Annotated in this window: 22 protein-coding genes; 12 read left to right on the top strand and 10 right to left on the bottom strand. The window is 70.1% G+C overall.

Features of this window, described 5'->3' with window-relative positions; all coding sequences use genetic code 11:
* Positions 1-336 precede the first annotated feature (336 nt).
* Genes BLT23_RS19440 through BLT23_RS19420 form a run of 5 tightly spaced genes read right to left on the bottom strand, consistent with a single transcriptional unit; the run spans position 337 to position 5,153 of the window.
* On the bottom strand, positions 337-1,311 hold the full coding sequence (locus BLT23_RS19440; protein WP_090051174.1) for an ABC transporter substrate-binding protein: 975 nt from the start codon (positions 1,309-1,311) through the stop codon (positions 337-339).
* A gap of 36 nt (positions 1,312-1,347) precedes the next feature.
* The gene (locus tag BLT23_RS19435; RefSeq protein WP_090051173.1) at positions 1,348-2,385 is read right to left on the bottom strand and encodes an ABC transporter permease; all 1,038 of its coding nucleotides are present in this window, start codon (positions 2,383-2,385) and stop codon (positions 1,348-1,350) included.
* On the bottom strand, positions 2,382-3,146 hold the full coding sequence (locus BLT23_RS19430) for an ATP-binding cassette domain-containing protein (protein ID WP_090051172.1): 765 nt from the start codon (positions 3,144-3,146) through the stop codon (positions 2,382-2,384). Before BLT23_RS19430 ends, BLT23_RS19435 begins: the two co-directional genes overlap by 4 nt.
* A 4-nt stretch (positions 3,147-3,150) precedes the next feature.
* Positions 3,151-4,173 (bottom strand): class I mannose-6-phosphate isomerase, encoded by a 1,023-nt coding sequence (locus BLT23_RS19425; RefSeq protein ID WP_090051171.1) that lies wholly within the window; start codon positions 4,171-4,173, stop codon positions 3,151-3,153.
* Positions 4,170-5,153, bottom strand: coding sequence for a LacI family DNA-binding transcriptional regulator (locus BLT23_RS19420; RefSeq protein ID WP_090051170.1), 984 nt, complete (start codon positions 5,151-5,153; stop codon positions 4,170-4,172). Before BLT23_RS19420 ends, BLT23_RS19425 begins: the two co-directional genes overlap by 4 nt.
* A gap of 682 nt (positions 5,154-5,835) precedes the next feature.
* Between BLT23_RS19420 and BLT23_RS19415 the strand changes: the two genes are divergently transcribed.
* The 6 genes from BLT23_RS19415 to BLT23_RS19390 all read left to right on the top strand — a co-directional run bounded on the left by BLT23_RS19415 (position 5,836) and on the right by BLT23_RS19390 (position 13,632).
* Positions 5,836-8,043, top strand: a complete 2,208-nt coding sequence (locus BLT23_RS19415; protein WP_090051169.1) for a GH92 family glycosyl hydrolase — start codon at positions 5,836-5,838, stop codon at positions 8,041-8,043.
* 28 nt (positions 8,044-8,071) lie between these two features.
* Positions 8,072-10,318: an ATP-binding protein gene (locus BLT23_RS19410; protein WP_090051168.1), complete on the top strand. Its 2,247-nt coding sequence runs from the start codon at positions 8,072-8,074 to the stop codon at positions 10,316-10,318.
* Between the two features lie 112 nt (positions 10,319-10,430).
* Positions 10,431-11,234 carry a hypothetical protein gene (locus BLT23_RS19405; protein WP_090051167.1) on the top strand — a complete coding sequence of 268 codons (804 nt, stop codon included), beginning with the start codon at positions 10,431-10,433 and terminating at the stop codon, positions 11,232-11,234.
* A 76-nt stretch (positions 11,235-11,310) separates the two neighbouring features.
* A complete protein-coding gene (locus BLT23_RS19400; RefSeq protein ID WP_090051166.1) occupies positions 11,311-12,219 on the top strand; it encodes an ABC transporter ATP-binding protein in 909 nt (302 codons plus the stop codon).
* The gene (locus BLT23_RS19395; protein ID WP_090051165.1) at positions 12,216-13,259 is read left to right on the top strand and encodes an ABC transporter permease; all 1,044 of its coding nucleotides are present in this window, start codon (positions 12,216-12,218) and stop codon (positions 13,257-13,259) included. The genes BLT23_RS19400 and BLT23_RS19395 overlap by 4 nt, the downstream gene beginning before the upstream one ends.
* Before the next feature lie 49 nt (positions 13,260-13,308).
* Positions 13,309-13,632: a DUF3817 domain-containing protein gene (locus BLT23_RS19390; RefSeq protein ID WP_090051164.1), complete on the top strand. Its 324-nt coding sequence runs from the start codon at positions 13,309-13,311 to the stop codon at positions 13,630-13,632.
* A gap of 30 nt (positions 13,633-13,662) precedes the next feature.
* Here BLT23_RS19390 and BLT23_RS19385 read toward each other — a convergent pair whose 3' ends face one another.
* Together BLT23_RS19385 and BLT23_RS19380 are read right to left on the bottom strand one after the other, a co-directional pair.
* A complete protein-coding gene (locus tag BLT23_RS19385; RefSeq protein ID WP_090051163.1) occupies positions 13,663-14,718 on the bottom strand; it encodes a phosphotransferase in 1,056 nt (351 codons plus the stop codon).
* A gap of 278 nt (positions 14,719-14,996) precedes the next feature.
* Positions 14,997-15,494, bottom strand: coding sequence for a MarR family winged helix-turn-helix transcriptional regulator (locus tag BLT23_RS19380; RefSeq protein ID WP_090051162.1), 498 nt, complete (start codon positions 15,492-15,494; stop codon positions 14,997-14,999).
* A 51-nt stretch (positions 15,495-15,545) separates the two neighbouring features.
* Here BLT23_RS19380 and BLT23_RS19375 point away from each other — a divergent pair, with 51 nt between their 5' ends.
* From BLT23_RS19375 to BLT23_RS19365, 3 genes are all read left to right on the top strand, one after another.
* Positions 15,546-15,851: an MTH1187 family thiamine-binding protein gene (locus BLT23_RS19375; protein WP_090051161.1), complete on the top strand. Its 306-nt coding sequence runs from the start codon at positions 15,546-15,548 to the stop codon at positions 15,849-15,851.
* 105 nt (positions 15,852-15,956) lie between these two features.
* On the top strand, positions 15,957-16,781 hold the full coding sequence (locus tag BLT23_RS19370; protein WP_090051231.1) for an SCO6745 family protein: 825 nt from the start codon (positions 15,957-15,959) through the stop codon (positions 16,779-16,781).
* A complete protein-coding gene (locus tag BLT23_RS19365) occupies positions 16,778-17,755 on the top strand; it encodes a tetratricopeptide repeat protein (RefSeq protein WP_176946817.1) in 978 nt (325 codons plus the stop codon). Before BLT23_RS19370 ends, BLT23_RS19365 begins: the two co-directional genes overlap by 4 nt.
* An 83-nt stretch (positions 17,756-17,838) precedes the next feature.
* On the opposite strand, the gene BLT23_RS19360 is transcribed toward BLT23_RS19365, so the two are convergent.
* On the bottom strand, positions 17,839-18,639 hold the full coding sequence (locus BLT23_RS19360) for a helix-turn-helix domain-containing GNAT family N-acetyltransferase (RefSeq protein ID WP_342713678.1): 801 nt from the start codon (positions 18,637-18,639) through the stop codon (positions 17,839-17,841).
* A gap of 32 nt (positions 18,640-18,671) precedes the next feature.
* Entirely contained in the window at positions 18,672-20,114 is a 1,443-nt protein-coding gene (locus BLT23_RS19355) for a neutral zinc metallopeptidase (protein WP_090051159.1), read from the bottom strand.
* Between the two features lie 182 nt (positions 20,115-20,296).
* Between BLT23_RS19355 and BLT23_RS19350 the strand changes: the two genes are divergently transcribed.
* From BLT23_RS19350 to BLT23_RS19340, 3 genes are read left to right on the top strand one after another with little or no spacing between them, the layout of a single operon-like run.
* Positions 20,297-20,887 (top strand): DUF6230 family protein, encoded by a 591-nt coding sequence (locus BLT23_RS19350; RefSeq protein ID WP_090051158.1) that lies wholly within the window; start codon positions 20,297-20,299, stop codon positions 20,885-20,887.
* A complete protein-coding gene (locus BLT23_RS19345; protein WP_090051157.1) occupies positions 20,878-21,306 on the top strand; it encodes a DUF6114 domain-containing protein in 429 nt (142 codons plus the stop codon). Before BLT23_RS19350 ends, BLT23_RS19345 begins: the two co-directional genes overlap by 10 nt.
* Positions 21,303-22,001 carry a hypothetical protein gene (locus BLT23_RS19340; protein WP_090051156.1) on the top strand — a complete coding sequence of 233 codons (699 nt, stop codon included), beginning with the start codon at positions 21,303-21,305 and terminating at the stop codon, positions 21,999-22,001. Before BLT23_RS19345 ends, BLT23_RS19340 begins: the two co-directional genes overlap by 4 nt.
* A gap of 4 nt (positions 22,002-22,005) precedes the next feature.
* Here BLT23_RS19340 and BLT23_RS19335 read toward each other — a convergent pair whose 3' ends face one another.
* On the bottom strand, positions 22,006-23,376 hold the full coding sequence (locus BLT23_RS19335; RefSeq protein WP_090051155.1) for a neutral zinc metallopeptidase: 1,371 nt from the start codon (positions 23,374-23,376) through the stop codon (positions 22,006-22,008).
* Positions 23,377-23,420: the final 44 nt, after the last annotated feature.

Below are 23,420 nucleotides of genomic sequence, written 5' to 3'. Positions count from 1 at the left end.
CGCGGTCGCCTCACCGCTGACATAGCGACGCACGACCTCGAGCTTGAACTCGAAGGTGAACGACCGTCTGTCCGGCTTGTCCATCAGCGCTCCCGCGCTCCACAACCTCCAACGATCGTGCAAGCGTCGCACCGCCGCCGCGGACACCTCCAACCGGGTCGCGACAGCATCTCTGCCATACCCGGCCTCGAACAACGCAACAGCGGACTCCCGCTGCTGCTCAGACAACGAACTCTGTGGACGCAACGAACCACTCCCCGGAGAGTCGGAACTGGATTCCCAGTCCAACTTCCGGGGAGCGGTTCAAAGAAGTGGGACGGCCCTGTTTTCCCGCTGTCAGCAGGACTGCTTGTAGAAGTACTTCGAGTTGGCTTCCGCGTCGTCCTTCGTGATCGCGACGAGGTCGGTCTCGATGTCCCGCTCGGTCTCCTTGCCCTCGATCGCGGCGACGGCCTGCTCGACGCCCTGCCTGCCGATCGTGGCCGGGTCTTGGGCGATGAGCGCCTGCACGGTGCCCGCCTTCAGGTCCTCGACCTGCTTCGGCGACGCGTCGAAGCCGACCAGGTTGACCGCGCCCGTCTTGCCCGCGTTGCGCAGCCCGGTCGCCGCGCCCTCGCCGGTGTTCAGGTTGGTGGCGAAGACGCCGATCAGGTCGGGGTTGGCCGCCAGCGTCGCCGTCACCTTCGAGGCAGCGGTGGCGGGTTCGTTGTCGGTGTACTGCTGGCCGATGTACTTGAGGTTCGGGAAGTTCTTGATGGCGTCCTCGAAGCCCTTGGCGCGGGCGTCGGTGGTGGACGTGCCGGCCTTGGTGTTGAGCACCAGCACCGAGCCGGACCTGCCGCCGGCGAGCTTGTTCAGCGTCTCGGCGGCGAGCTTGCCGCCCTGCTCGTTGTCGGAGGAGATCGAGGACAGCGCGATCGAGGTGTCCTGCAGCTTGGTGTCGACCTCGACGACCTTGATGCCCGCGTCCTTGAGTTGCTTCATCGGACCGGCCATCGCCTTGTCGTCGGTCGGCGCGATCAGCACGGCGGCGGGCCGTGACGCGAGGACGCCCGTGACGATCGGCGTCTGCTGGCCCGCGTCGAACTTCGCGGGAGCCTGCGTGTCGACCTCGTAGCCGGCCGCCTTCGCCGCCTCCTCGAAACCGCACTGCATCGAGATGTAGAACGGTTCCGCGGTGATGCCGGGGATCAGCACCAGCTTCTTGTTCGTGGCCTGGTCACCCTGGTTCGAGTCACCGATCTGGCCACCGCCGCCGCACGCGGTGAGGAGGAACGCGGCCGTGACGGCCACAGCGGAGCGGATCTTCATTGGTCCAGCACCCCTTCCTGACGTCTGCTTGCGTGCCTAACGCTGGTTGCGCGCCCGCCGCCTCGTCTGGTCCAGCCACACGGCGGCCACCAGCACGACCGCCACGGCGATCGGCTGCCAGAACTCCCTGACCCCGATGATCACGAGGCCCTTCTCCAGCACCGCCGGGATGAACACGCCGAAGACGGTGCCGAGCGCCGACCCCGTGCCGCCGAAGATGCTCGTGCCGCCCAGGACGACCGCGGCGATCGCGTTCAGGTTGTCCGTCTCGTGGCCGGTGACGACCGCGACCCGGAAGAACGCGTTGCCCATGAACCCCGCCAGCCCCGCGAGCGTGCCGGCGAGCAGGTAGACCTTCGTCAGGTGGCCGCGCACCGAGATGCCCACCCGGCGCGCCGCCTCCTCGTTCGACCCGGCCGCGTAGGTGTAGCGGCCGAACCTGGTGGTGGACAACAGGAGCGCGCCCAGCGCCGTGACGACCGCGGCCACGATCACGATGTTCGGGATGCCGAAGTACGTGCCGGAGCCGAAGGTGCGGTTGAGCCGGTCCGGGATGCCGGAGACGTTGGAACCGTTGTTGAGCAACAGGGCCGCGCCCTGCGCCGCGCCGAACGAGCCCAGCGTCACGATCAGCGGAGGGATCTTCGCCCGCGCGACCAGCAGGCCGTTGAGCAGCCCCCACACCGCGCCGCTGACGAGCGCGACCAGCAGGCCGAACCCGATCACGCCCCAGCCCGCGTTCGTCGCGTCGCCGCCGGAGACCGCGTTCATCGCCATCGCGGAGCTGACCGACGCGAACACCAGCACCGAGCCCACGGACAGGTCGATGCCGGACGTGATGATCACGAACGTCATGCCGACCGAGAGCACCAGCAGCACGGCGGTCTCGGCGAGCAGGAACTGCAGCGTCGTGACCTGGAAGACCGCGTCCGGCCGGATCGCCCCGAACACGGCGACCAGCACCAGCAGCACCAGACCGATCCACAGCGTGTTCGCGCCGGTCAGACGCCTGAGCAACGGCGTGCGCCGCTCGCCCGGCAGAGTTGACAACGTTGTCTTCTCGTCGGTCGTCATGCCGCGTCCTCCTGGGACAACGCCCCTGTCATCGCACCGACGAGCTCCTCGACGGTCGTCTCCGCCGCCGTGAACCGCGCCACGCGCCTGCCGAGGCGCAGCACCTCGACGCGGTCGGACACCGACAGCACCTCGGGCATGTTGTGCGAGATCAGCACGACCGCGACACCCTCGTCGCGGACCCGCTTGATGACCTCGAGGACGCGTTCCCGTTGCACCACACCGAGTGCGGCCGTCGGTTCGTCCATGAACACGAGCTTCGACGCCCAGGCGACGGACCGCGCGACGGCGACCGACTGGCGCTGGCCGCCGGACAGCGCGGCGATCGGCACGTCGATGCTCTGCAACGTGGCGCCGAACCGCGTGAAGTGCTCGGCGGCCTGTCTGCGCATCGCCTTCTTGTCGAGGACGCCCAGCCAACCCAGGACACCGGGCTTGAGGATCTCCCGGCCCAGGAACATGTTCGCGGCCGGGTCGAGGTCCGGTGCCACGGCGAGGTCCTGGAACACCGTCTCGATGCCGCGGTCGCGGGCGTCGTTGGGGGAGCCGAGGGTCAGCGGCTCGCCCTCGAACAGCAGCGTGCCTCCCGTCGGCTGCTCCACCCCGCAGAGGCACTTCACGAGGGTGGACTTTCCCGCGCCGTTGTCGCCGATCAGCGACACGACCTCGCCGGGGTAGGCGGTGAACGACGCACCGCGGAGCGCTTCCACGGTGCCGTAGCTCTTCGTGAGATCACGAGCCTCCAGCAAGGGCCGGCTCATCGCATTATCCCTCCACAGTGGACAAGACGGGCGGACGGCAGCGGATCGCCACCAGGTCACCGGTCAGCACCGGCTCGCCCGCCGCGTGCGGCACGACGACGGTGCTGCCCTTGCGCACCTCCAGCTCACCGAGCCGGCCGGTACCTTCGAGCACCACGAGCACGGCGAACGACGGCTCCAGCGCGAAGGAGCCCTCCACGTGCAGGCGGTCCGCCTGGAAGAACGGGTCCGCGTCGGAGCCGAGCAGGTCGACCGACGGCGCCCACCTCTCCGACGTCTGCCGCACCAGCTTCTCGAGCTGACCGCCCCAGCCGGTGCGGTCCACGCAGCCGAGCGCCACGTCGTAGCCGAGGCCGAGGTGCCCGATGTCCGCGTTGGCCAGGAACCCCTCCCACTCCAGCGTCACCGAGAAGTCGGTGGGCTGTTGCAGCTCGACGATGAAGACGCCCTCGCCGATCGCATGGGGAACCCCCGCGGGCACGAACACCGTGTCGCCGGGCCGCACGCACACCGGGTTCAGCGAGTCCAGCATCGCCTTGGTGTTCTGCGTGGCGACCCACTCCGCGACCGTCTCCGCGGGCACGTCGTCCCGGAATCCGATGTAGACGGTCGGGTTCGGCCCGGTCGTGCCGACGACGATCCACGCCTCCGTCTTGCCGTGGCGGCAGTTCAGGTGCGAGGACGCGAAGGCGTTCGACGGGTGGCAGTGCACGGGCAGCCGCTGTCCCGCGTCGAGCAGCTTGACCAGCAACGCCGTGTCCGCGCCGAACTTCGCCACGTGGTCGGGGCCGAGCCAGCCGGTGGGGTCCGCCTCGACCGCGTCGCGCAGCAGCACCCCGTCCGGCAACGTCGTCAACCCGGCGTCCGGGCGGCCGAACAGCGTCGTCGTGGACGCCACCCAGTCCTCGGGGCCGAAGTCGCCGCTCGTCCCGCCGCGCAGCGCGGCGATCGCCTCGCCGCCGCGGTAGAACTGCTTCGGCTGGTTGGCCGGCAGGTTGACAGGCTGGTGGAGAACACCAGAACTCACGCGTGGACCTCCCCGGATCCTCGTGGCACCAGACGCACCGGCAGCACGACGCGGCGCGGTGGCGAGTTGTCGCCGTCCAGTCGGGCGAACAACAGGTCGGAGGCCGCCTTGCCGAGCGCGCTCGCGTCGTGCGCGATCACGGTCACCGGCGGCGACAACAGGTCGGCGAGCTCGAAGTCGTCGAAACCCACCAGCGCGGGCCGTTCCGCGCTCCCGGCGAGCGAGCGCAGGATGTGCACGGTGATGCGGTTGTTGCCGGCCACGATCGCCGTGGCGGGCTCGCGCAGGGTCCGCAGCCGCCGCAGCGTGGCGGCCACGCTGCCCTCGTCGTGCGGCCCCATCGCCACGAGCTCCTCGTGGTACCCGATCCCGGTCCGCACGCAGCCCTCGCGGTACCCGCGCAGCCGCTCGTTGGCGGTGAAGATGTCCGGCGCGTCCCCGAGGAACGCGATGCGGCGGTGCCCGTGCGCGGCCAGGTGCGTGACGGCCTCGACGGTGCCGCCGATGTTGTCCACCAGGACCGTGTCCGCCACGACGTCCCCGGCGGGCCGGTCCAGGAAGACCACGGGCGTTCCCGCGCGCATCTCCGGCACCAGGTAACTGTGCTGCAGCCCGGCGGGCACGATCAACAGCCCGTCCACCCTGCGGGAGCAGAACTCGAGCGCGAGCTCCCGCTCCCGCCCCGGATCCTCGTCGGAGGACCCGGAGATCACCTGTCTGCCCCGCAGCCGCGCGATCTCCTCGACAGCGCGGGTCACGCCGGAGTAGAACGGGTTGCCGACGTCCTCCAGCACCAGCCCGATCGTGCCGGTGGAGGACCCCCGGCGCAGGTTGCGGGCACTGAGGTTCCGCCGGAACCCGAGCTGGTCGATGGCGGCGAGCACGCGCTCGGCGGTGGACGGGTGCACACCCGGCTCGTCGTTCACGACACGCGAGACGGTCTTGATGCTCACGCCCGCCAGCCGCGCGACGTCGTTCATCGTCGCGCGACGGACCTTGCGCTGCCCGGCGATGGGGCCGCTGGGGGACAACGTTGTCATAGTGGCCGTATCTCACCCCGGCTTTACGTCGATGTCAACACTTCCGGGCTGGTCGGAGGATTCGCTTTTTCCCACTGATGTCCGGAAGTGGACAAGTGCCCGGCGCGCTCTTGACCTGGACCGTGTGCGCTCAGCGATGATCAGGTGACGCACGGCGCTCGCGCGCCGGCACTTGCCCCCGGGCCGGGGTGCTGTCAGCGGCGGCTGCATCCCGGCCCGGTCCCTACTCCGGGTGAGGTGTGTGGCGGTGGAGCCGGCCGGGCCCGTCCCTGAGTGGACCAGGGGCCGACCGAGCCGCGACCTCACCGCACCGGCGGCACCGGGGAGGACGGCTCGCTTCGCATCGCCGGACTCAGGGGCGTTCGACGGATCCCTCCGAGCACACTCTCACAGGTGCTGTCCGTAACGCTCCGCCTCGCTCGCGACTCTCTTTCGTGTTTCCCGCCGGGGACGCGGGGGCCCCGCGTTCGTTGCAGTGATACGCGGGGACCCCGCGTGCGAAAGCCATGTCACGCAGAGGAGGCGGTGACCACTGGATGGATGACACACGGGCGGGGTGCGTGACGGGCGGGGTGCGTGACGGGCAGCGGCGGACAGTACCTCCGGACCTTAAGGTGAAGGTGTGGACGCACTGGATCCCATCGAGTCGGTCAACACCTTCATCGGCACGAAGGACGAGGGCAACACCTTTCCCGGGGCCTCCATGCCCTTCGGGAAGGCGCATTCGAGTCCGGTCGGGTCCCATTACGCCGGTTATCGGTATGACGACGAGAAGATCCGCGGCTTCGGGCACTTCTTCCTGTCGGGTGCGGGGTGCTGGGAGCAAGGCGGTCTGGTGCCGATCCTGCCGGTGGCGAGGTTGCCGCGGAGTTTTGATCACAAGGTCTATGCGAGTGCCTACTCCCATGACGGCGAGATCGGTAAGCCGGGGTATTACAAGGTCAAGCTCGCAGACGGGATCACGGTGGAGTGCACCGCCACCACGCGGGCGGGGGTGGAGCGGTACACGTTCCCCGGTGGGGTCGAGGGTGTGCTCCTGGTGAATGTGGGTCAGGCGAACGACAAGGAGCCGGTCAGCCGTAGTTCGGTTCGGGTCGTGGACGACCGGACGATTACCGGGACTGTCGAGACTCAGGCGTTTTGTGGTGGACGGCCGTACCTCACGTACTTCACGACTCGGTTCGACCGGCCCTTCGAGAGTTTCGGGGTGTGGGACCGGGGCGGGGCCAAGGCCGGGGAGCGGGCCAGCGGTGGTGGTGCCGGGGTTCGGGGAGCCTGGGTGAAGTTCTCCCCCGGGCCGGTCACGGCTGCGACATCACTGTCTCAAGTGGACGAGGCTGGGGCCACCGGCAACCTCGAACGCGAAACCGGTGGGAAGACGTTCGACGAGCTTCGGAACGAGGCTCAACAGGCTTGGCGGGATGAGCTCGGGTGCGTCGAGATCGAGACGGACGACTGGGATGAGCGGGCGGTTTTCTACACCGCGCTCTACCACGTGTTGCTTCAGCCGTTGACCGGAAGTGATGTCGACGGGCGGTATCGGGGGTTTGACGGAGAGGTCCACCGCGCGGACGGCTGGACCTACTACGAGTACTACTCGTTGTGGGACACCTATCGTGCTCACAACCAGCTTCTCGCTCTGCTGCGCACCGCGCGTTCCAAGGACATCGCGAGGAGTGTTCTCGCCATCCACGAGCAGGGTGGATGGTTGCCGCGGTGGGCGTTCGCCAACCAGGAGACCAACTGCATGACCGGGGACCCGGTCACGCCGTTCCTGGTCGACCTGTGGCGGTTCGGGCACCTCGACGGGCTGGAGGAGCAGGCTTACGCCGCTCTGGTGCAGAACGTGGACGGGGTTCCGCCGGAGTCCTCGCGGTTTCAGGGGCGGTCCGGCAACCCGAACTATCTCGCGAAGGGGTTCGTCCAGTACGACAAGCGCTTTCCGAAGAAGGGGCAGGACACCGATCCGCATCACGGCGCGTCCGCGACGTTGGAGTACGCGCTGGCCGACGCGACGCTGGCGATCATGGCCGAGGAGCTGGGGCACGCCGAGGACGCCGAGCGGTTTCGGTTGCGGGGGCTGAACCACCGCACGCTGTGGGACCACACGGTCACGGATCGCGGTTTTTCCGGGTTTCCCCGGCCCAAGCTGGCCGACGGCTCGTGGCTCACGCCCTACACGCCGCAGGGGGCTGACGGGTTTCACGAGGGCACGGCGTGGCAGTACCAGTGGCTCGCGCAGCACGACGTCACCGGGCTGGTGACGGCGATGGGTGGGGTGGCGGCCGCGGAGGCGCGGCTCGACGACTTCTTCGCCTACCCCGACCTGCTCGCCGACCCGGCGCGGACGGTGCGGGAGAAGTGGGTGGTCGGGCCGTACGACTACTACAACCAGTTCCGCTACAACCCGAACAACGAGCCGGACCTGCACGCGCCGTGGATGTACGCGCTCATCGGCAAGCCGGAGAAGACGTCGGTGGTGGTGCGGGCGGCGCAGACGTTGTTCGTCAACGGGCCCGCGGGAGTCACCGGCAACGACGACCTCGGCACGATGTCGGCGTGGTACGTGTTCAGCGCGCTCGGTCTGTACCCGGCGGTGCCGGGGACGGGGGAGTTCGTGCCGCACGCGCCGAAGTTCCGCAGGGCCGTCGTCCACCTGGAGAACGGCAGGGACGTCGTGATCGAGGCGGAGGCGGCCGACCCGGCGAAGACGCAGGTGGTGCGGCGCATCCGCAGCGGGTGGCGGGGGAGGTCGCGGGACCGGGTCGAGCTCGCCCAGCTGTGGCAGGGCACCACCCTGGAGGTAGACCTCCACACACTTTCGAACTGAGACGGGCCGGTCATCGTACGCTCGTGCGATGGGGATCTGCGCGAGCTGTGGCAAGGACTTCGCGCCCATGCCGTCGCGGGCGCGGTACTGCTCGAACGCCTGCCGTCAACGCGCCTACCGCCGCCGTTCCGCCACTGCGTCCACTGTGGTCGCCGACCTGCCCGTGCACGACGACGCGTTCGTCGGCAGGGAGGACGAGCTCGCGGACCTGCTTTCGTCGTTGCGCCGGCACAGGCTCGTCACGGTCGTCGGCTCGGCCGGGGTCGGCAAGACGCGGCTCGCGGTGGAGGCGGCGAAACGCGTCCGCCGGGTCGAGGTGCGCACGGTCGAGCTCGGCAAGCTGACCCGGCCGGACCACGTCGTGCAGGCTTTCGCGGAGGCGCTCGGGGTGTACCAGCGCGCCGGGGTCGCGTTGCTGACGACCGTGCTGCGCGAGCTGGCCCACCGCCGCGTGCTGCTGCTCGTCGACAACTGCGAGCACGTGGTCGAGGAGTGCTGCGCCGTCGTCGGGGCGCTGCTGGCCGGGTGCCCGCAGGTGCAGGTGCTCGCGACGAGCCGGGAGGCCCTGTGCGCCCCCGACGAGGTCGTCTACCCGTTGCACGGCATGGCGGGCGACGCGGTCCGGCTGTTCGTCGAACGCGCGGGGAGCCAGGACGACCAGGAGGCCGTCGCGGCGATCTGCGCGCGGCTCGACGGGGTGCCGCTCGCGGTGGAGCTGGCGGCGAGGCTCTCCCGCTCGGTGCCGCCGGGCGAGCTGGTGCACCGCCTCGACCACCGGCTGGACCTGCTGAGCGACTCCGGCGAGCAGACCAGGCACCGCAGCCTGCGGGAGGCGATCTCGTGGAGCCACGACCTGCTGACGCCGCGGGAGCAGCGGCTGTTCCGCAGGCTCGCGCTGCTGCCGGGCGGGTTCGGGCTGGAGATCGCCGAGGTCGTGCACGGCGGCCCGGTGGCCGAGCCGCTGCTCGCGTTGCAGGCGAAGTCGTTGGTGGTGCGGGAGAACGACGGCCGGTTCCGGATGCTGGAGTCCATCCGGCTCTTCGCCCGTGAACGGCTGGAGGAGCACGGCGAGCACGTGGTGACGGCGGAACGGATCGTCGCCTGGCTGTGCGGGAAGGGCGAACCCGGTGTCACGTCGTCGATCCTCGAACCGGAGCAGGTGCGGGCGCAGCACGACGAGTACGACAACGCGGCCTACGCGTTCGAACGCCTGCTGGAGCCGGACGACGAACGGCGGCTGCTGCTCGCCACGATGATGCTGCGGGTCTGCTTCGACCGCGGCTACTTCGCCGAGGCCGGTGCCGTGCTGATGCAGGTGCTGGGCCAGGCGGCGGCCAACGCACGGCACCGGACCCTAGCGCTGGAGTACGCGTCGCTGCTGGCCGTGCACGAAGAACGGCACGACGAGGCGGTGAAGTTCGCGCTGGAGGCCATCTCGGCGGCGGAGGACAACGGCCAGCAGTCGATCATGTGCCGGCTCTACCGCACCCTGGCCACCGCTTACGACAGCTCCGGCGACGTGCGGAACACGGCGTGGGCGTTGCGGCGGTCGATCGAGCACGGCAAGCGCAACGGCAACGACGTGAGCGTCGCGGTGTCGAGCCAGAACCTCAGCTGGTGGCTGCTCGAACAGGGCGAGGTCAGCGCCGCGGGCGACCTGATCGAGGACGCGCTGCCGGTGCTGAAGGTGCACGCACGGCCGGACGTCGTGGCCATCGCGGTGCACACGGCGGGCTGCATCGCGCTGGAGCGCGGGGACCTGGCGACGGCGGGAGCCCGGTTCGCCGAGAGCGCGCAGCTGTCGTCGACCGACCCGCGTGCGGTGCTGGAGTCGATCGAGGGCCGCGCGGTGGTGGCGGTGCTGTCCGGCCGTTACGAGCTCGGCGTGCGGCTGCTCGCGGCCTGCCGCCAGATGCGGATGAACTGGGTCGTGCCGTCCGAGACGTGGTGGCAGCGCAGGACCACCGCCGCGCTGGACCTCGCGGCGGAGAGCCTGACGCGGGCGGCCTTCACCAGGGCGCTCAACGGGGGCAGGGCCATGGACGTGACGCATGCCCTGGAGACCGCGCTGGACAAGGAGATCGTGCGGGAGGCGGTGCTGAGCGACCGGCAACGCGTCGTCGTCGAACTGGTCGCACGGGGGATGACGAACGCGCAAGTGGCCGCTACGCTCGGGATCTCCCATCGCACAGTGGAGTCGCACGTGCACAACGTGCGCACGGCGCTGAACCTGTCGTCCCGCGCCCAGCTCGTCGCCTGGGCCCAGTCGAACTGACGACACCGGCTGAGACGCGCGCCAACTGAGACGTAACGTCCGCCTTATCCGGATGACTTCCTGTCGTGAGGAGGTCATTGTGGGCGCAACCAACGGACGACTAGGGGGCGACGTGGAACCTTTCCGGCTGCTGCACCCCGATCTCGTGCCGCAACGGCGGGAGTCGCTCCAGCACGCCGCGTCCGTGCTCGTCCAGATGGGGTTGGACGACACGGTGCTGTCGGCGTCGTCCGTGCACCAGCGCCTGGCGCGGGTCGTGCTGTCCTGCGGTGACGTCATCGAGTGGAAGCCCGGCTACGGCGTCCAGGACGCGGACGACGACCGCTTCGGTGTCGTGCGGGTCGGCGGTGACCGCGGCGGTGTGTTCCTGTCCAGCGTCCTGATCGCCTACCTCGACGTGCAGGAGGACGCGGCCAGGGCGGGCACCTCGATCGGCGAGGACGCCTGGCGGACGTTGCTCTGGGCGCCGACCGCGCTCTTCGACCACGTGCTGCGCCGCCCCCAGGTCGGCATGACCGTGCTGACCCCGGGGCCCGCCAACGGCTGCGCGTCGCACGACCGGACCGTGCTGGGCCAGCGCCTGTACTTCGCGCTGATGCAGGCCGTCCGGTTCGCCGTCAACGGCGTCGTGCGCGCCGAGGACGACCGCACGCTGGTCGAGGACTGCGTGACGCTCGCGACGGCGTGCCTGCGCGCCGCGGCGGTCGCGTTGCTGTTCGCCGCCGACGTGCGGCACGACGTCGGTGAGGCCCCGGCGGCGCCGGTCGTCGAGACCTACGAGCACCGCTACCTCTGGCAGATGCTCGGCGAGGTGCGCGCGGCCGTGCCGCGGGCGCGGTTCGAGCAGTTCACCGCGGCGCTCGGCCGGCTCACCGAAGGACGCACCGCCGGTCCACTTCTGGCCGCGGGCGGCTGACCCGTTCGTCCCGAGTTCGCGACGACTTTCGTCTTTCCGCCCCACGCACCGCGTGACGCCGACCTACCGTCCTCGCATGACGGAGGAACCGGCGGTCCTGGTGAGGGACGTCCGCAAGAGTTACGGCGAGCTGAAAGCGGTCGACGGCGTCTCGTTCACCGTGGCGAGGGGCGAGTTCTTCGGCATCCTGGGGCCGAACGGCGCCGGCAAGACCACGACGCTGGAGATCGTCGAAGGCTTGCGCGAGCCCGACAGCGGTGAGGTGCGGCTGCTCGGCGAGAGCCCGTGGCCGCGCAACGTGAAGCTGTTGCCGCGCATCGGTGTCCAGCTGCAAGCGTCGTCGTTCTTCGAACGGCTGACCGCCAAGGAACAGTTGCGCGCGTTCGGTTCGCTCTACGGCGTGAGCCACGGGACGGCCGAGGAGATGCTGGAGCTCGTCGGCCTCGCGGACAAGGCGGACGTGCAGGAGAACAAGCTCTCCGGCGGCCAGCGCCAGCGCCTCTCGATCGCGTGCGCGCTGGTGCACGACCCGGACATCGTGTTCCTCGACGAACCGACGGCCGCGCTCGACCCGCAGGCGCGGCGCAACCTGTGGGACGTGCTGCGCGCCATCCAGGAACGCGGCAAGACCATCGTCTACACCACGCACTACCTCGACGAGGCCGAGATCCTCTGCGACCGCGTGGCCATCATGGACCGCGGCCGGGTCCTCGCGCTCGACCCGCCCGCCGTGCTGGTGCGCGGTCTCGACGCGCCGACCCACGTGACGCTGCAGAAGGGCCTGCTGTCCGCGGTGGAGGCGGAGGCGATCGACGGTGTCGACGAGGCCCGCGAGGACGAGGTCTCGCTGACGATGTCCACGCGCCGCCCCGCACCCGTGCTGTCCGCGCTCGCCGAACGCGGTGCGCTGGACGGGTTGCAGGTGCGCACGGCCACCCTCGAGGACGTGTTCCTCGGCCTCACCGGACGGGAGTACCGGGCATGACCGCGTTCAGGACGCTCTCGCTCGCCATGTTCAAGGGCTTCGTCCGTGACAAGGCGTCGCTGTTCTTCACCTTCGTGTTCCCGTTGCTGTTCCTGGTGATCTTCGGTCTGCTGCTGCGCGACGCGGGCGGGGAGAAGACCAAGATCGCGCTCGTCGGCGACGGGCCGGTCGTGTCGGCGTTGCGCGACAGCGGCGCGCTGGAGTTCGAGTCCTTCGACGACGAGGACGCCGCCGTCGCGAAGGTCAAGGACGGCGACCTGCCCGCGGCGCTCATCGTGCGCGGGCAACGGGTCGACGTGCGGTACGCGCAAAGCGACCAGGTCGAGTCGGCGACGGTGCTCGGGATCGTGAACGGCTTCGTGGACAAGGCGAACCTCGCCGCGACCGGGCAGCCGCCCACCTACACGTTCGCCGCGGAGAAGGTCGAGGACGCCTCACTGGCGCCGATCCAGTACCTGACGCCCGGCATCCTGTCGTGGGGCGTGGCGGTGTCGGCGGTGTTCGGTGCTGCGCTCACGCTCGTGTCGTGGCGGCGCAAGCAGGTGCTGCGGCGCATCCGGCTCGCACCTGTCTCCGCGACCTCCGTGCTGTCGTCACGGCTGCTGGTGAGCACGGGCGTCGCACTGGTGCAGGGCGCCATCTTCATCGGCGTCGCGTTGCTGCCGGTGTTCGGGCTGAAGCTGTCGGGGTCCTGGTGGCTGGCGATTCCGTTGCTGCTGCTGGGAACCACCGCGTTCTTCTCGCTCGGGATGCTGGTCGGCGCGTTCACCAAGACCGAGGAGGCGGCCTCGGCGGCGGCGAACATCCTCGTGCTGCCGATGGCGTTCCTGTCGGGGACGTTCTTCCCGGTCGACCAGGCGCCCGCGTGGCTGCGGGCGGTGTCGAACGCCTTCCCGTTGCGGCACATGAACGACGGCATGCTCGACGTGCTCGTGCGCGGCAAGGGGGTCGAGGCGCTGCTGCTGCCGTCGGCGGTCCTGGTCGGGTTCACGCTGGTCGTGGCGTTCCTGGCCTCCCGCGTCTTCAAATGGGAGGAATAGGACACCCCCGGACCCCTTGTGCTCCCAGTCACGGTTCATGATGAGCACCATGACGTTCTCCACTGCGGTTGGACGGTTCCGCATCCTGGCCCTCGCCGAGGCGATCTCGTGGGCGGGCCTGCTGCTCGGGATGTTCTTCAAGTACGTCGTCGTGCAGAACGAGATCGGCGTCAAGATCTTCGGTCCGCTCCACGGCTTCGTCTTCGTCGCGTTCATCCTCGTGACGCTGATGACGAAGGACCCGCTGAAGTGGGACGTCCGCACGCTCGTCCTGGGCCTGCTGTCGAGCATCCCGCCGTTCGGCACGGTGATCTTCGAGCGCTGGGCCGCGAAGACCGGCCGCCTCGACGAGCCTGCCGCCGAACAGGTCTGAGCCTCCGCCACGCCGGATGACGGCGCGGCGTCAGGCGCTTCCCACGAGCCGGCGCACCGCCCGGAGCTCCGTCTCCGGGTCGCCGCGGTGGTAGATCCGTTCGGACTCCTCGATGTTGTCGAGGAACTCCTGGTAGCGCACCGCGTTGTGCAGCCGGGACGCGCGGTGGGCCACCTCCAGCGCCTCGTACGGGCGGCTGTCCGGGCGGTGCGAAAGCCACGCCTCCGCCCACACGCGGGTGATCACCCCGGTCAGGTCCCCCGCGAACTCCATCAGGCGGCAGACGTCGAGCGCGGGATGCCCCCACACGGCGTCGGACCAGTCGATGACCACGCCGCTGCTGCGCCAGTTGCCGGGGTGGAAGTCGCCGTGCACCAGCGTGTCCGGCAGCCCGAACGACGGCATCGGCACGGCGGACGGCGGCAGCTGCGCCGGACCGGCGAGCGCGTGCTGCACGGCCACCCAGCGCGGCACGACCAGCTCGACCAGCTCCGGCGTCAGGTTCCAGCAGTTGTCGCCGTCCGCCTGGCTCAGCAGGACCTTGCCCGGCCCGCTCGCGAGCACCTCGGGGACCAGCGTCGGATCGTGCGCGGCGACGGTCTTGATCACCGCGCCCTCGTCGGCGAAGAACGGCGGCACGGCCTTCAGCCACACCGGGCCGTCCGCGGTGGGCAGCCGGTGCACGCTCGACAGGTTCCACGTCCGCACCTGCACGGCCGGGCCGGTGCGGGTGACGACCGCGTCCGCCCAGGCGACCAGCTCGGCCGGGCCGCCAGGACGTGCCCAGGGCAGCCGGTGCTCGGCGTCGGGGGCCGGCTCGTCGGCGGGGTGCAGGTGGGTGCGGTCCGGTTCGCCGTGCGCCTCGACGTGGTAGGTGACCACCCCGCCGTTCGGGGCCACGCCGCCCTCCACCGAGACCAGCCGCAGCACGCTCGTCTCGACGCCGAGCAGCTCCCGGAGGACGGTGTTGACCGGCTCCACGTGGTTCCACGACGGCGTGCCGACCGGAATCGGCGCGGTGCGGCCCGCGAACCCGCTGGGCGTGCTGACCAGGGCGACGATCGAACGGTCCGGGCGTTCCTGCATGGCCCCATGAGGCCACACACCGGCCTCCCCACCCAAACGGTTTTCGGGGCCGGAACGGGTGCACACGTCCAGCAGCGCTGTCCGCAACAACCCGCCCCGCTCGCGACTCTCTTTCGTGTTTCCCCTGTTGTACGCGGGGCCCTTTCGTTCGCGTAGTTAGTACGCGGGGGCCCCGCGTACTAAAGCACGTCACGCTGGGGAGGTGGGGAGCGCTGGACGGGGTGACACACGGGCGGGTGGGAGAGGGAGAACGGCCGGAGGAACGTCCGGTGTGGCGTTCAGTCCTCGAAGTCGCCGCTGGCCCTGCGGACCTTCGCGAGCAGGTCGGTGAGCTGCTCGGTCTGCCGGTCGGTCAGGCCCTTCAGGCCGAGGTTGACCTCCACCACCGCCGCGGTCGCGCTCTCACGGCGCTGCAGACCGGCTTCGGTGATCTCGACGAGCGTCGTGCGGCGGTCGGTCGGGTGCGGCGTGCGGCGGACCAGGCCGTCGGTCTCCAGCCGGTCGACGATGTTGGTCACGCTCGTGGGGTGCAGCTGCAGGCGCTCGCCCATGACGCGCATCGGCAGCGCTCCCTTGCGGGAGAAGTACAGCAGCACCAACGCCTCGTAGCGCGCGAACGTGAGACCGTGCGGCTTGAGTGCCGCGTCCACCGCTGACTGGATGATTTGCTGGACACGCATGACGCTCGTGACGGCGGCCATCGCCGTGGAGGAACCCACCCGGTCGTCCCACAGCTCGGCCGCGCGGGCGATCGGATCGAACGGCAGCGGTGTCATGGGACCCGAAGCTACCAGTCAGTACCACTGTTGGATCACGAGGAGGCACGTGTGCTTGTCGCGTTCAGCGTCGCTCCGTCCGGTTCGGACTCGTCGGGGAGCGTCGCCGAGGCCGTCGCCAAAGCGGTCAGGGTCGTGCGGGAGTCCGGGCTGCCCAACCAGACGAACGCCATGTTCACTCTGGTCGAGGGGGAGTGGGACGAGGTGATGGCCGTCGTGAAGAAGGCCACCGAGGTCCTGCAGGAGAGCTCCCCGCGGGTGTCACTGGTGCTCAAGGCGGACATCCGTCCCGGGCACACCGGCCAGCTGACGGCGAAGGTGGACCGGATCGAGGAGCACCTCGCCGACACGCCGTGAGCACGTCGCGAACACACCGGGAGGTGCCACGGATGGCCGAACGCACTTACGCCTCCACGGTGAGTGAGCACGTGCGGCGGCGCGGCCTGGGTTAGCGTGTCGGGCGTGGACGCGAGACAGCTGTGGTTGCGGTTCGAGCCGTACCACGACGTCACGTACTTCACGCCCGAGTCCCGCGCGGCGACCGACGAGCTGGGCTGCAAGGGCGGCTGGATGGGCTACTTCGGCCTGCGCGCCGCCCCGCTCGGGGCCGCCTCGCCGGAGCTGGTGACGGCCGTCTTCTACAACTTCGCCCCGCGGATGGTCGCGCGCGCCCTGCCGGACGCGTGGGCGGTCGCGACGCCCGCCGAGTTCCTGGCGGCGCGGCTGCGGGGCGTGGACGGGGCGTTGCGGCGGCTGCTGGGCGACGTCGGCACGGCGGAGATCGCCGAGGCGGCCTCGCTGGCGCGCGCCGCCGCGCTGGCCGCACCGCTGGCCGGGCGTCCGCTGGCGGCCGCGAACCGGGCGTTGCCGTGGCCGGAGGAACCCCACCTGGCGTTGTGGCACGCCTGCACGATCCTGCGCGAGGCCCGCGGCGACGGTCACGTGGCCGCTCTCGTCGCCCACGGAGTGGGACCGTGCCAAGCGCTTGCGCTTTACGCGCATGAACATTCCCTCGATCCGGCATACATGCGCGCCGCGCGTGGTTGGACCGAGCAGGAGTGGGAGGCCGTCTCGGACCTGCCCGGCGACCTCGCCGCGGTGGAGCGCGCGACCGACGCCGCGGCTCTCGGCCCGTGGGAGGAACTGGGAACCGCGGGTACGTCGCGGTTCGTCGAACTGATGACACCGCTCGCTCTGCGCATCGCTTCGGCCAACGAGGCGATGCGCGTCAACCCGATGGCCCTGGACCCTGTCCGGGAACTAGCCGTGCCAGGATGGAACACGTGACAAGGCCAGATCCTCGCAAGACCGCAGCTCTGTCCGCCGCTCTCTCGGGCGCCGTCGACCTCGGGGCGCTGAAGGCCCGAGCCGACGCGGCCAGGCACGCGTCCGCCACACCCGCAGCTCCCGCCGCCTCCGGTGCCCCCGGTGCCGCCGACAACGGGTCGGCGCCGTGGATCGTCGATGTCACCGAGGCGACGTTCCAGTCGGTCGTCGAGCAGTCCTTGCAGGTGCCCGTGGTGGTCCTGCTCGGGGCCTCCTACTCGCCGGAGTCGCAGGCCCTCGCGGCCACGCTGACCCGGTTCGCCACCGGCTCCGGTGGCGCCTGGATCCTCGCCAGGGTCGACCTGGAGCAGGCTCCCCGGATCGGGCAGGCGTTCGGGGTGCAGTCCGTGCCCACGACCGTCGCCGTCGCCGCCGGGCAGCCCATCGACGCCTTCGCCGGGCCGATCTCCGATGCCGAGCTGTCGGCGTGGATCTCCCGGTTGCTGGACGCTTTGCGAGAGCGGCTGCCCGGGATTCGGGCCGGGGAGGCCCGTGCCACCGGGGTTGCCGAGCCCGAGGTGGTCGAGGACCCCCGGATCGTTGCCGCCGAGGAGGCGTTCGAGCGGGGCGACTACGCCGCTGCTCAGGGGTTCTACCAGCAGATCCTGGACGCTGAGCCCGGCAACGAGCTCGCCAAGGAGGGGTTGGCGCAGGCTCGGTTCGCTGAGCGGGCCGAGGCTGTCGACCCGGCTGTGATCGCCGCTGCCGATGCTGCTCCGGATGATCTGGACGCTCAGCTGGCCGCTGCCGATGCCGAGGTGGCCGGGCAGGCTGTCGAGGCCGCGTTCGAGCGGTTGGTCTCGGTTGTCCGGCGGGTGTACGGGGATGATCGGGATCGGGTTCGGCAGCATCTGGTGGGGTTGTTCGAGCTGTTCCCCGCCGACGACCCCCGGGTCGCTTCGGCTCGGCGGGCGCTGGCGTCCGCGTTGTACTGACGGTTTTCAGGCGCGGGGCTCCTGACCCGGACCCCACCCGGCTGCGGCATCCTGGCTTCGCCGTCGCCTCGGGTGGGGCCGGATCAGGTGCGGGTGCTCCGTCGTTCCAGCAGGACTGTGTCCCGCCAGGTGCCGTGGTGCTGGGCGATTCGTTCTCGCAGGCCCACGGTTCTGAAGCCTGCTTTGTGGTGCAGGGCGATGCTCGTCCTGTTCTCCGGGAAGATCACCGCCTGCAGGGTCCACAGGCCCGCCACGTCGGCTGCCGTCACCTGGTGGTGCAGCAGGGTTTTGCCCACTCCCCGGCCCTGGTGGGCGTCGGAGACGTAGATCGACGTCTCCGCCACGCCCCGGTAGCACTCACGGGGGGAGACCGGGGTGGCCGCTGCCCAGCCTGCGATCTTGCCGTCCACCTCTGCGGTCCAGCGGTGGGCCGGGAGCCATTTGGCTTCCAGGGTTCTGCGGGACGGGACCTCTGTCTCGAAGGTCGCGTTGCCCGCTGCTATGCCTTCGCCGTAGATGCGGCGGACCTCCGGCCAGTCTTCGTTCGTCATCGGGCGGATGGTGACGTCCTTCGACGGCTTCAGGGTGCCTGAGGTGAGGGCGCCCATCACCGCGTCCGCCGCGTGGGGCAGGCCCGTGCAGCAGGCCGGGTTGACGGTGACCCTGGTGGTCGTGCCTTCACGGTCGAGGTGGACGAAGCCCACTTCCGCCAGCTTGCGGATGTGGTGGGAGCAGGTGGACTGGCTCACGCCGAGCAGCGTTGTCAGCTCGCCCACCGTCACCGGGGTGGGCGAGGTGGCCACCAGGTGCAGGAGGCGGACTCTGGTCGGGTCGGACAGCGTTGCGAACCACGAGGCGTACGTCGCGGCTTCTTCGGTGAGCACCTGGTGAGTATCGACTCGCGTCGATCGAAGAATCAAATGGAGTATTTCTTCACACAGAAGGAGAGGCCGCGGAAGAAGCCGTCGCCGAAGGCTTCGACCCTGGCGAAGCCCGAGGGGACCGCTTTGCCGTTGACGTCGGCGGCGATCAGGCTGTCGTCGGCCAGGAGCTCCGCCACTGCCTCGTCCAGGTCTCCCGGGGAGAGGCGCAGCCCGGCTGCCGCGTCCGGGCGGTTCGTCAGGCCCGCCCAGGCTCCTGTCAGGCAGGCGGTGCGCTGGCCCGCCGCGTCGTCGTCCAGCTTGAAGCCGGTGGCGTGCTGGATGGAGAGGGAGAAGCGGGAGGCGACCACGGCGAAGGCCGCGAAGTCGCCGATGCCGCCCTTGCTGCCCTTCTTCGGGGGCGTGCCGATCTTCACCAGGCCCGGGAGGTCGAGGTGCAGCTCGTTCACCGACGGGCAGTAGGAGGCGGGGGAGGTGGCCTGGGCGTCGGCGCAGGGCTTGACGCCGCCGCGGTCGAACGCGGGGAACTGGGCGCCGCTCGACTTGTAGGCGTCGCGGAGGGAGTCCTCCAGGGCCTTCAGGTACTTCTCGTCGCTCACCTTCGCGTTGCCGCGGCCGTCGCCCCGGTCGGTGTCGGAGAGGTCGAAGGGGCGTTCGGTGATGCGTTTCGCGATCTCGGCCTCGTTGATCTCGGCGCAGCGGACGGCTCCTCTGGTGAAGCCGAACTGGAAGGCCGAGACGCGGTCGAACGCGCTGCCGTGGGCGCCCTGCTTCTCGAAGGAGGTGCCCGCCGAGTCGCGGATGAAGAACATCGTCTGGAGCACCTGGTTCAGGCCCTCGCCGGTGGAGAGCTCGAAGTGCTTCGACTTGCCCTCGGCGACCCAGCGCATGAAGACGCCGGTGTAGCAGTCGGCCTGCTGCTCCTTGACGATCGACGGGGTGTTCGGGCCGATGTTCGAGACGGAGCCGAGCTTGTACTGCACGGCGTGGCCCATCTCGTGGGCCAGCACCGTCACGACGGCCATCGGGCCGAAGGAGTCGTTCAGCATCGGCAGCAGCTCGCCGCGGTCCCACGTGATGCTGTCGTCGAGGGCGCAGTAGAACGCGTTGGCGATGCCGGTCGTGTTGAGACGGCAGACCTCGACGCCCTTGCCGTTGGCGTCGTAGGAGATGAACCGCTTCACCGGCTCGAAGCTCTTGCTGATGAAGGCCCTCGGGAACTCGATCGTCCAGAAGTCCTGCACGTCGGCCAGCGCGTTGATGGCCAGGCGGTCCATCTCGCCGCCGTCACCGTTCTCCACGACCAGGTCAGCGTCCGGAACCCCCTGCTTGGGGCCGGACGGGCCGTTGGAGATCTCCAGCCCGGCGACCTTCGTGGGGTCGGGGCGTTCCCCCTTCGGCTCGCCCTCGACCACGGTGGAGCAGGCGGCGAGCGTGGCGGCCACGACCACAGCCGCGGCGATTCGTCCGATCCCCATGGGGGCGAACCCTACTAAGTGCCGTTCAGCGGCCTGTCGCAAGGACCTTCCGCCAAACGTGAAAATCCCTCACCCCTCGGGGTGATTTCAAGACTGGGTGGGCTCGTTTCCATTGTCGCGCCGTTTGGTTCGGGGCCAAAGTCCGGACACGCAAGCCTTCGGCGTGGAAGGAGTTCGGCGGTATGGGTAGAACGCGCTGGGCACGGTTCATCGGGGTGCTCGGCATCGGTGCCGCCGGCGCCGGTGCCCTCTTGTTCGGGATGTCCCAGGGAGCGCTGGCCGCTTCGTTCGCGGTGTCCGGCACCAACTTCAAGGTCTCCGCCGACAGCCTGTCGGGCCAGGGGTTCGTGCAGTTCGGCGGTGTCGACGCGGGTGCGAACCAGGTGCACGTGGTGGCGGTCAGCGGCTTCAAGACGGCCACGCTGAACAAGTTCTGCCAGTCGGTGTTCGTGCCCAACATGCCGATCGTCGGTGACGTGACGTTGCGCATCACCGCGGACGGCGTGGGCGGCATGTCGGCCGAGAACCTGGTCGTCAACCTCACCGACCTCTCGGGTGACCTGACGCTGGCGAACCCGGAGATCGGCATCGACGCCAACAAGGTCACCAAGGGACCGGACAACCTGCGAGGGCTGCCCGGTTCGTTCGGCCTGCAGGCCGACTCGGCCGACATCAGCGGGCTCCGGCAGACGGCCTGGGCCACCACCGCCCAGACCATCAGGTTCAAGGGCATGAACCTCACGATCCGCCAGGGGAAGCAAGAGTGCTTCTGAGAGCCTGGCGGGGTTTCACGGCGTGGCGGCGTGGCCGGCCCTTCTGGGCCGGCCTGTTCGTGGCCGCCGGGGCGTTCGTCGTCCTCTTCCCGCCGTTCGTCGGCGTGAAGCTCGGGCACATGGTCATCTCGATCCAGACCATCGGCGGCACGTCCGCGTTGCTGATCGGCGCACTGCTCACGATCTGCGCCGTGTCCCTGTGGGTCCAGCCGAAGTTCCGCCTCGCGGCCGGGATCGTCACGGTGCTGCTGTCGCTCGTCGCGCTCGTCGTGACCAACCTCGGCGGCTTCCTGGTGGGCACGATCCTCAGCCTGCTCGGCGGCGCGCTCGCCATCGCGTGGACCGACGAGCCGAAGAAGGCAGCCCGACCCGCCGAGCGGGAGGACGACCAGGAGACCCAGAGGGTTCAGCCCACATGACGCGAACCCCGCCACTGGCCGCGGTCGCGCTGGTCGCGGTCGCGGCGTTGCAGCCCCCGACCAGCTCCGAACCGCCCCCGGTCAGCAGCAGCCCACCGGCACCGACGACGACCACCTCCGAACCACCGCCCACCAGCACGACGACGAGCACCGCTCCGCCGTCGACGACGTCCGCGTCCGAGCCGACCCCGCCGCCCGGCACGGAACCCCCCGCACCGACGTCGCCGGCGCCCCCGCCACCGGCCCCTGCCCCGGTGGCGGCGGGAGGGCGGGAGTGGACGCTGACCGCGTCCAGGCTGGAGCTCGGCGGCCTGCACTACGCGGGCGTGGTCGACGCCGTGGTGGACGGGCAGGTCGTGCGGGTCCTGAAGTTCACGGCCTCCGACATGAAGATCAGGGACCTCGTGCAGAGCGCGGGGGCCTCACCGGATCGCAGGCTCGTCACCGCCGCGCGGCCCGGCAGCACGTCCACCGTCACGACGGGCCCGGGTGGCCGCATCGAGCTGTTCACCGTGCAGCTCAAGGGCGACCTGGACGTCCTCGGCATCAAGGTGCCGGTGGACTACTCGGCCGCGCACCCGCCACCGTTGGACGTGCCGTTCGCGGTGTTCACGGACGTGACGGTGCGCAACACCGATCTCGTCGGCGGCACGCTGACCATCCCGGGGTCGCGCACCTACCTCGTCGAGGGGTGAGGCGTCAGAGCCCGCACTTCGACGGGCCCTCGAACACGCCCTCGCGGAACTTCGCCACCCGCTCGAAGCCGGGGTCGACGGCGTTGCGCCCCTTCGCGTCACGGGCGGCGTAGTCGAAGCGCAGCAGCACGGTCACGGCCTCGTCGAAGTCGCCCGGCGAGAGCCCGAACCCGTCCTGGCGCTGGAACACCGCGCCCGTGTACGCGCCGGCCAGGCACAGGGCCGCCGCCGAGGCGGCCTCGCCCTCGGTCGGCTTGCCCAGCACGGCCAGCTCGGCCAGCGCGTACCTGGTCGCGATCAGCGTGCCCGTCGCGTAGTCGCCGAGCTCGCGGTGCAGGGTGGGCAGCTCGTCCTTGGTGTCGATCTTGATCGTCCGGTCCGACGGGCAGTACGCGACGGGACCCTGGTCGCCGGAGCAGTCCGGCTCGGTCTGGGTGGCCTCGGCGCGCGGCGACGGCCAGCTCTTGCCCGCGGCCGTGGCCAGGCCCTTGAAGTAGCCGTCGAGGTCGGGCGTCACGGACTCGAGCATCTCCGAGAACGGCAGGTTGCCGCCGTTGGCCCGGTCGCGGACGTTCGTGAACGCCCGCTGCGTGAAGGTGCGGTTCTGCACGGTCATCGCCGCGCAGAACTTCGGGCCCTGCTCGTAGCCGTCCTGGAACGCCGCCACGCGGTCGAACGCGCTGCCGTGCGCCTGCTCGTCCTCCGGCGACGTGCCGACCGGGTCGCGGAACGTGATCAGCGCGTTCAGCGCCTTGTCGAGGGCGTCGGAGCCGATGTCGAGGCGGCGGGACTTGCCGTCGGAGACGTTGCGGACGAACGAGCCCGCGAAGCAGTCGGCCTGGGCCTCGGTGAGGATCGTCGGGTACTTCTCCGGCTCGCGGCGCTCCGCCTCGGGCGTGATGCCCATGCGGTTCTGCACGGCGTGACCGACCTCGTGCGCGAGCACCACGACCACGGCCGCCTCGCCGAAGCGGTCCTGCAGCACCGGCAGCAGCGACGAGCGGTCCCAGGCGATGGCGTCGGCGGCGGGGCAGTAGAAGGCGTTGCCCTCCACGTCCGCGGCCTTCTGCGTGCAGGGCGGCGGCTTCGCGGAGGCGTCGGACGTGTCCACCGAGTAGTAGCCGCCCTTCAGCGGCTTCCACTGCTTGTTGAACGTGTCCTGGAAGGAGTCCTCCCAGAACTCCTCGATGTCCGTGAGCGCGGTGGCGGCCAGCTTGTCGATCGGGCCGTTGTCCGACCCGCGCACCTGGACGGTCTCGGTGGAGGCTTCCTCCTTCACCACCTTGACGGCACGCGGACGCCCCGGTATCTCGGCGGTGCACCCTGCGGCGAACAGGGCGGTGACGACGATCAGCGCGATGCTCCGGTGCCGCATGAGCCCATTGTGCCTGCCGGTCGGCTCGGAGGACGGTCTACTCG

It is taken from the genome of Lentzea fradiae (assembly GCF_900100955.1).
In the GTDB taxonomy this organism is placed as follows: Bacteria; Actinomycetota; Actinomycetes; order Mycobacteriales; family Pseudonocardiaceae; genus Lentzea; species Lentzea fradiae.
This window is presented reverse-complemented; position numbering and strand designations above follow the sequence as displayed.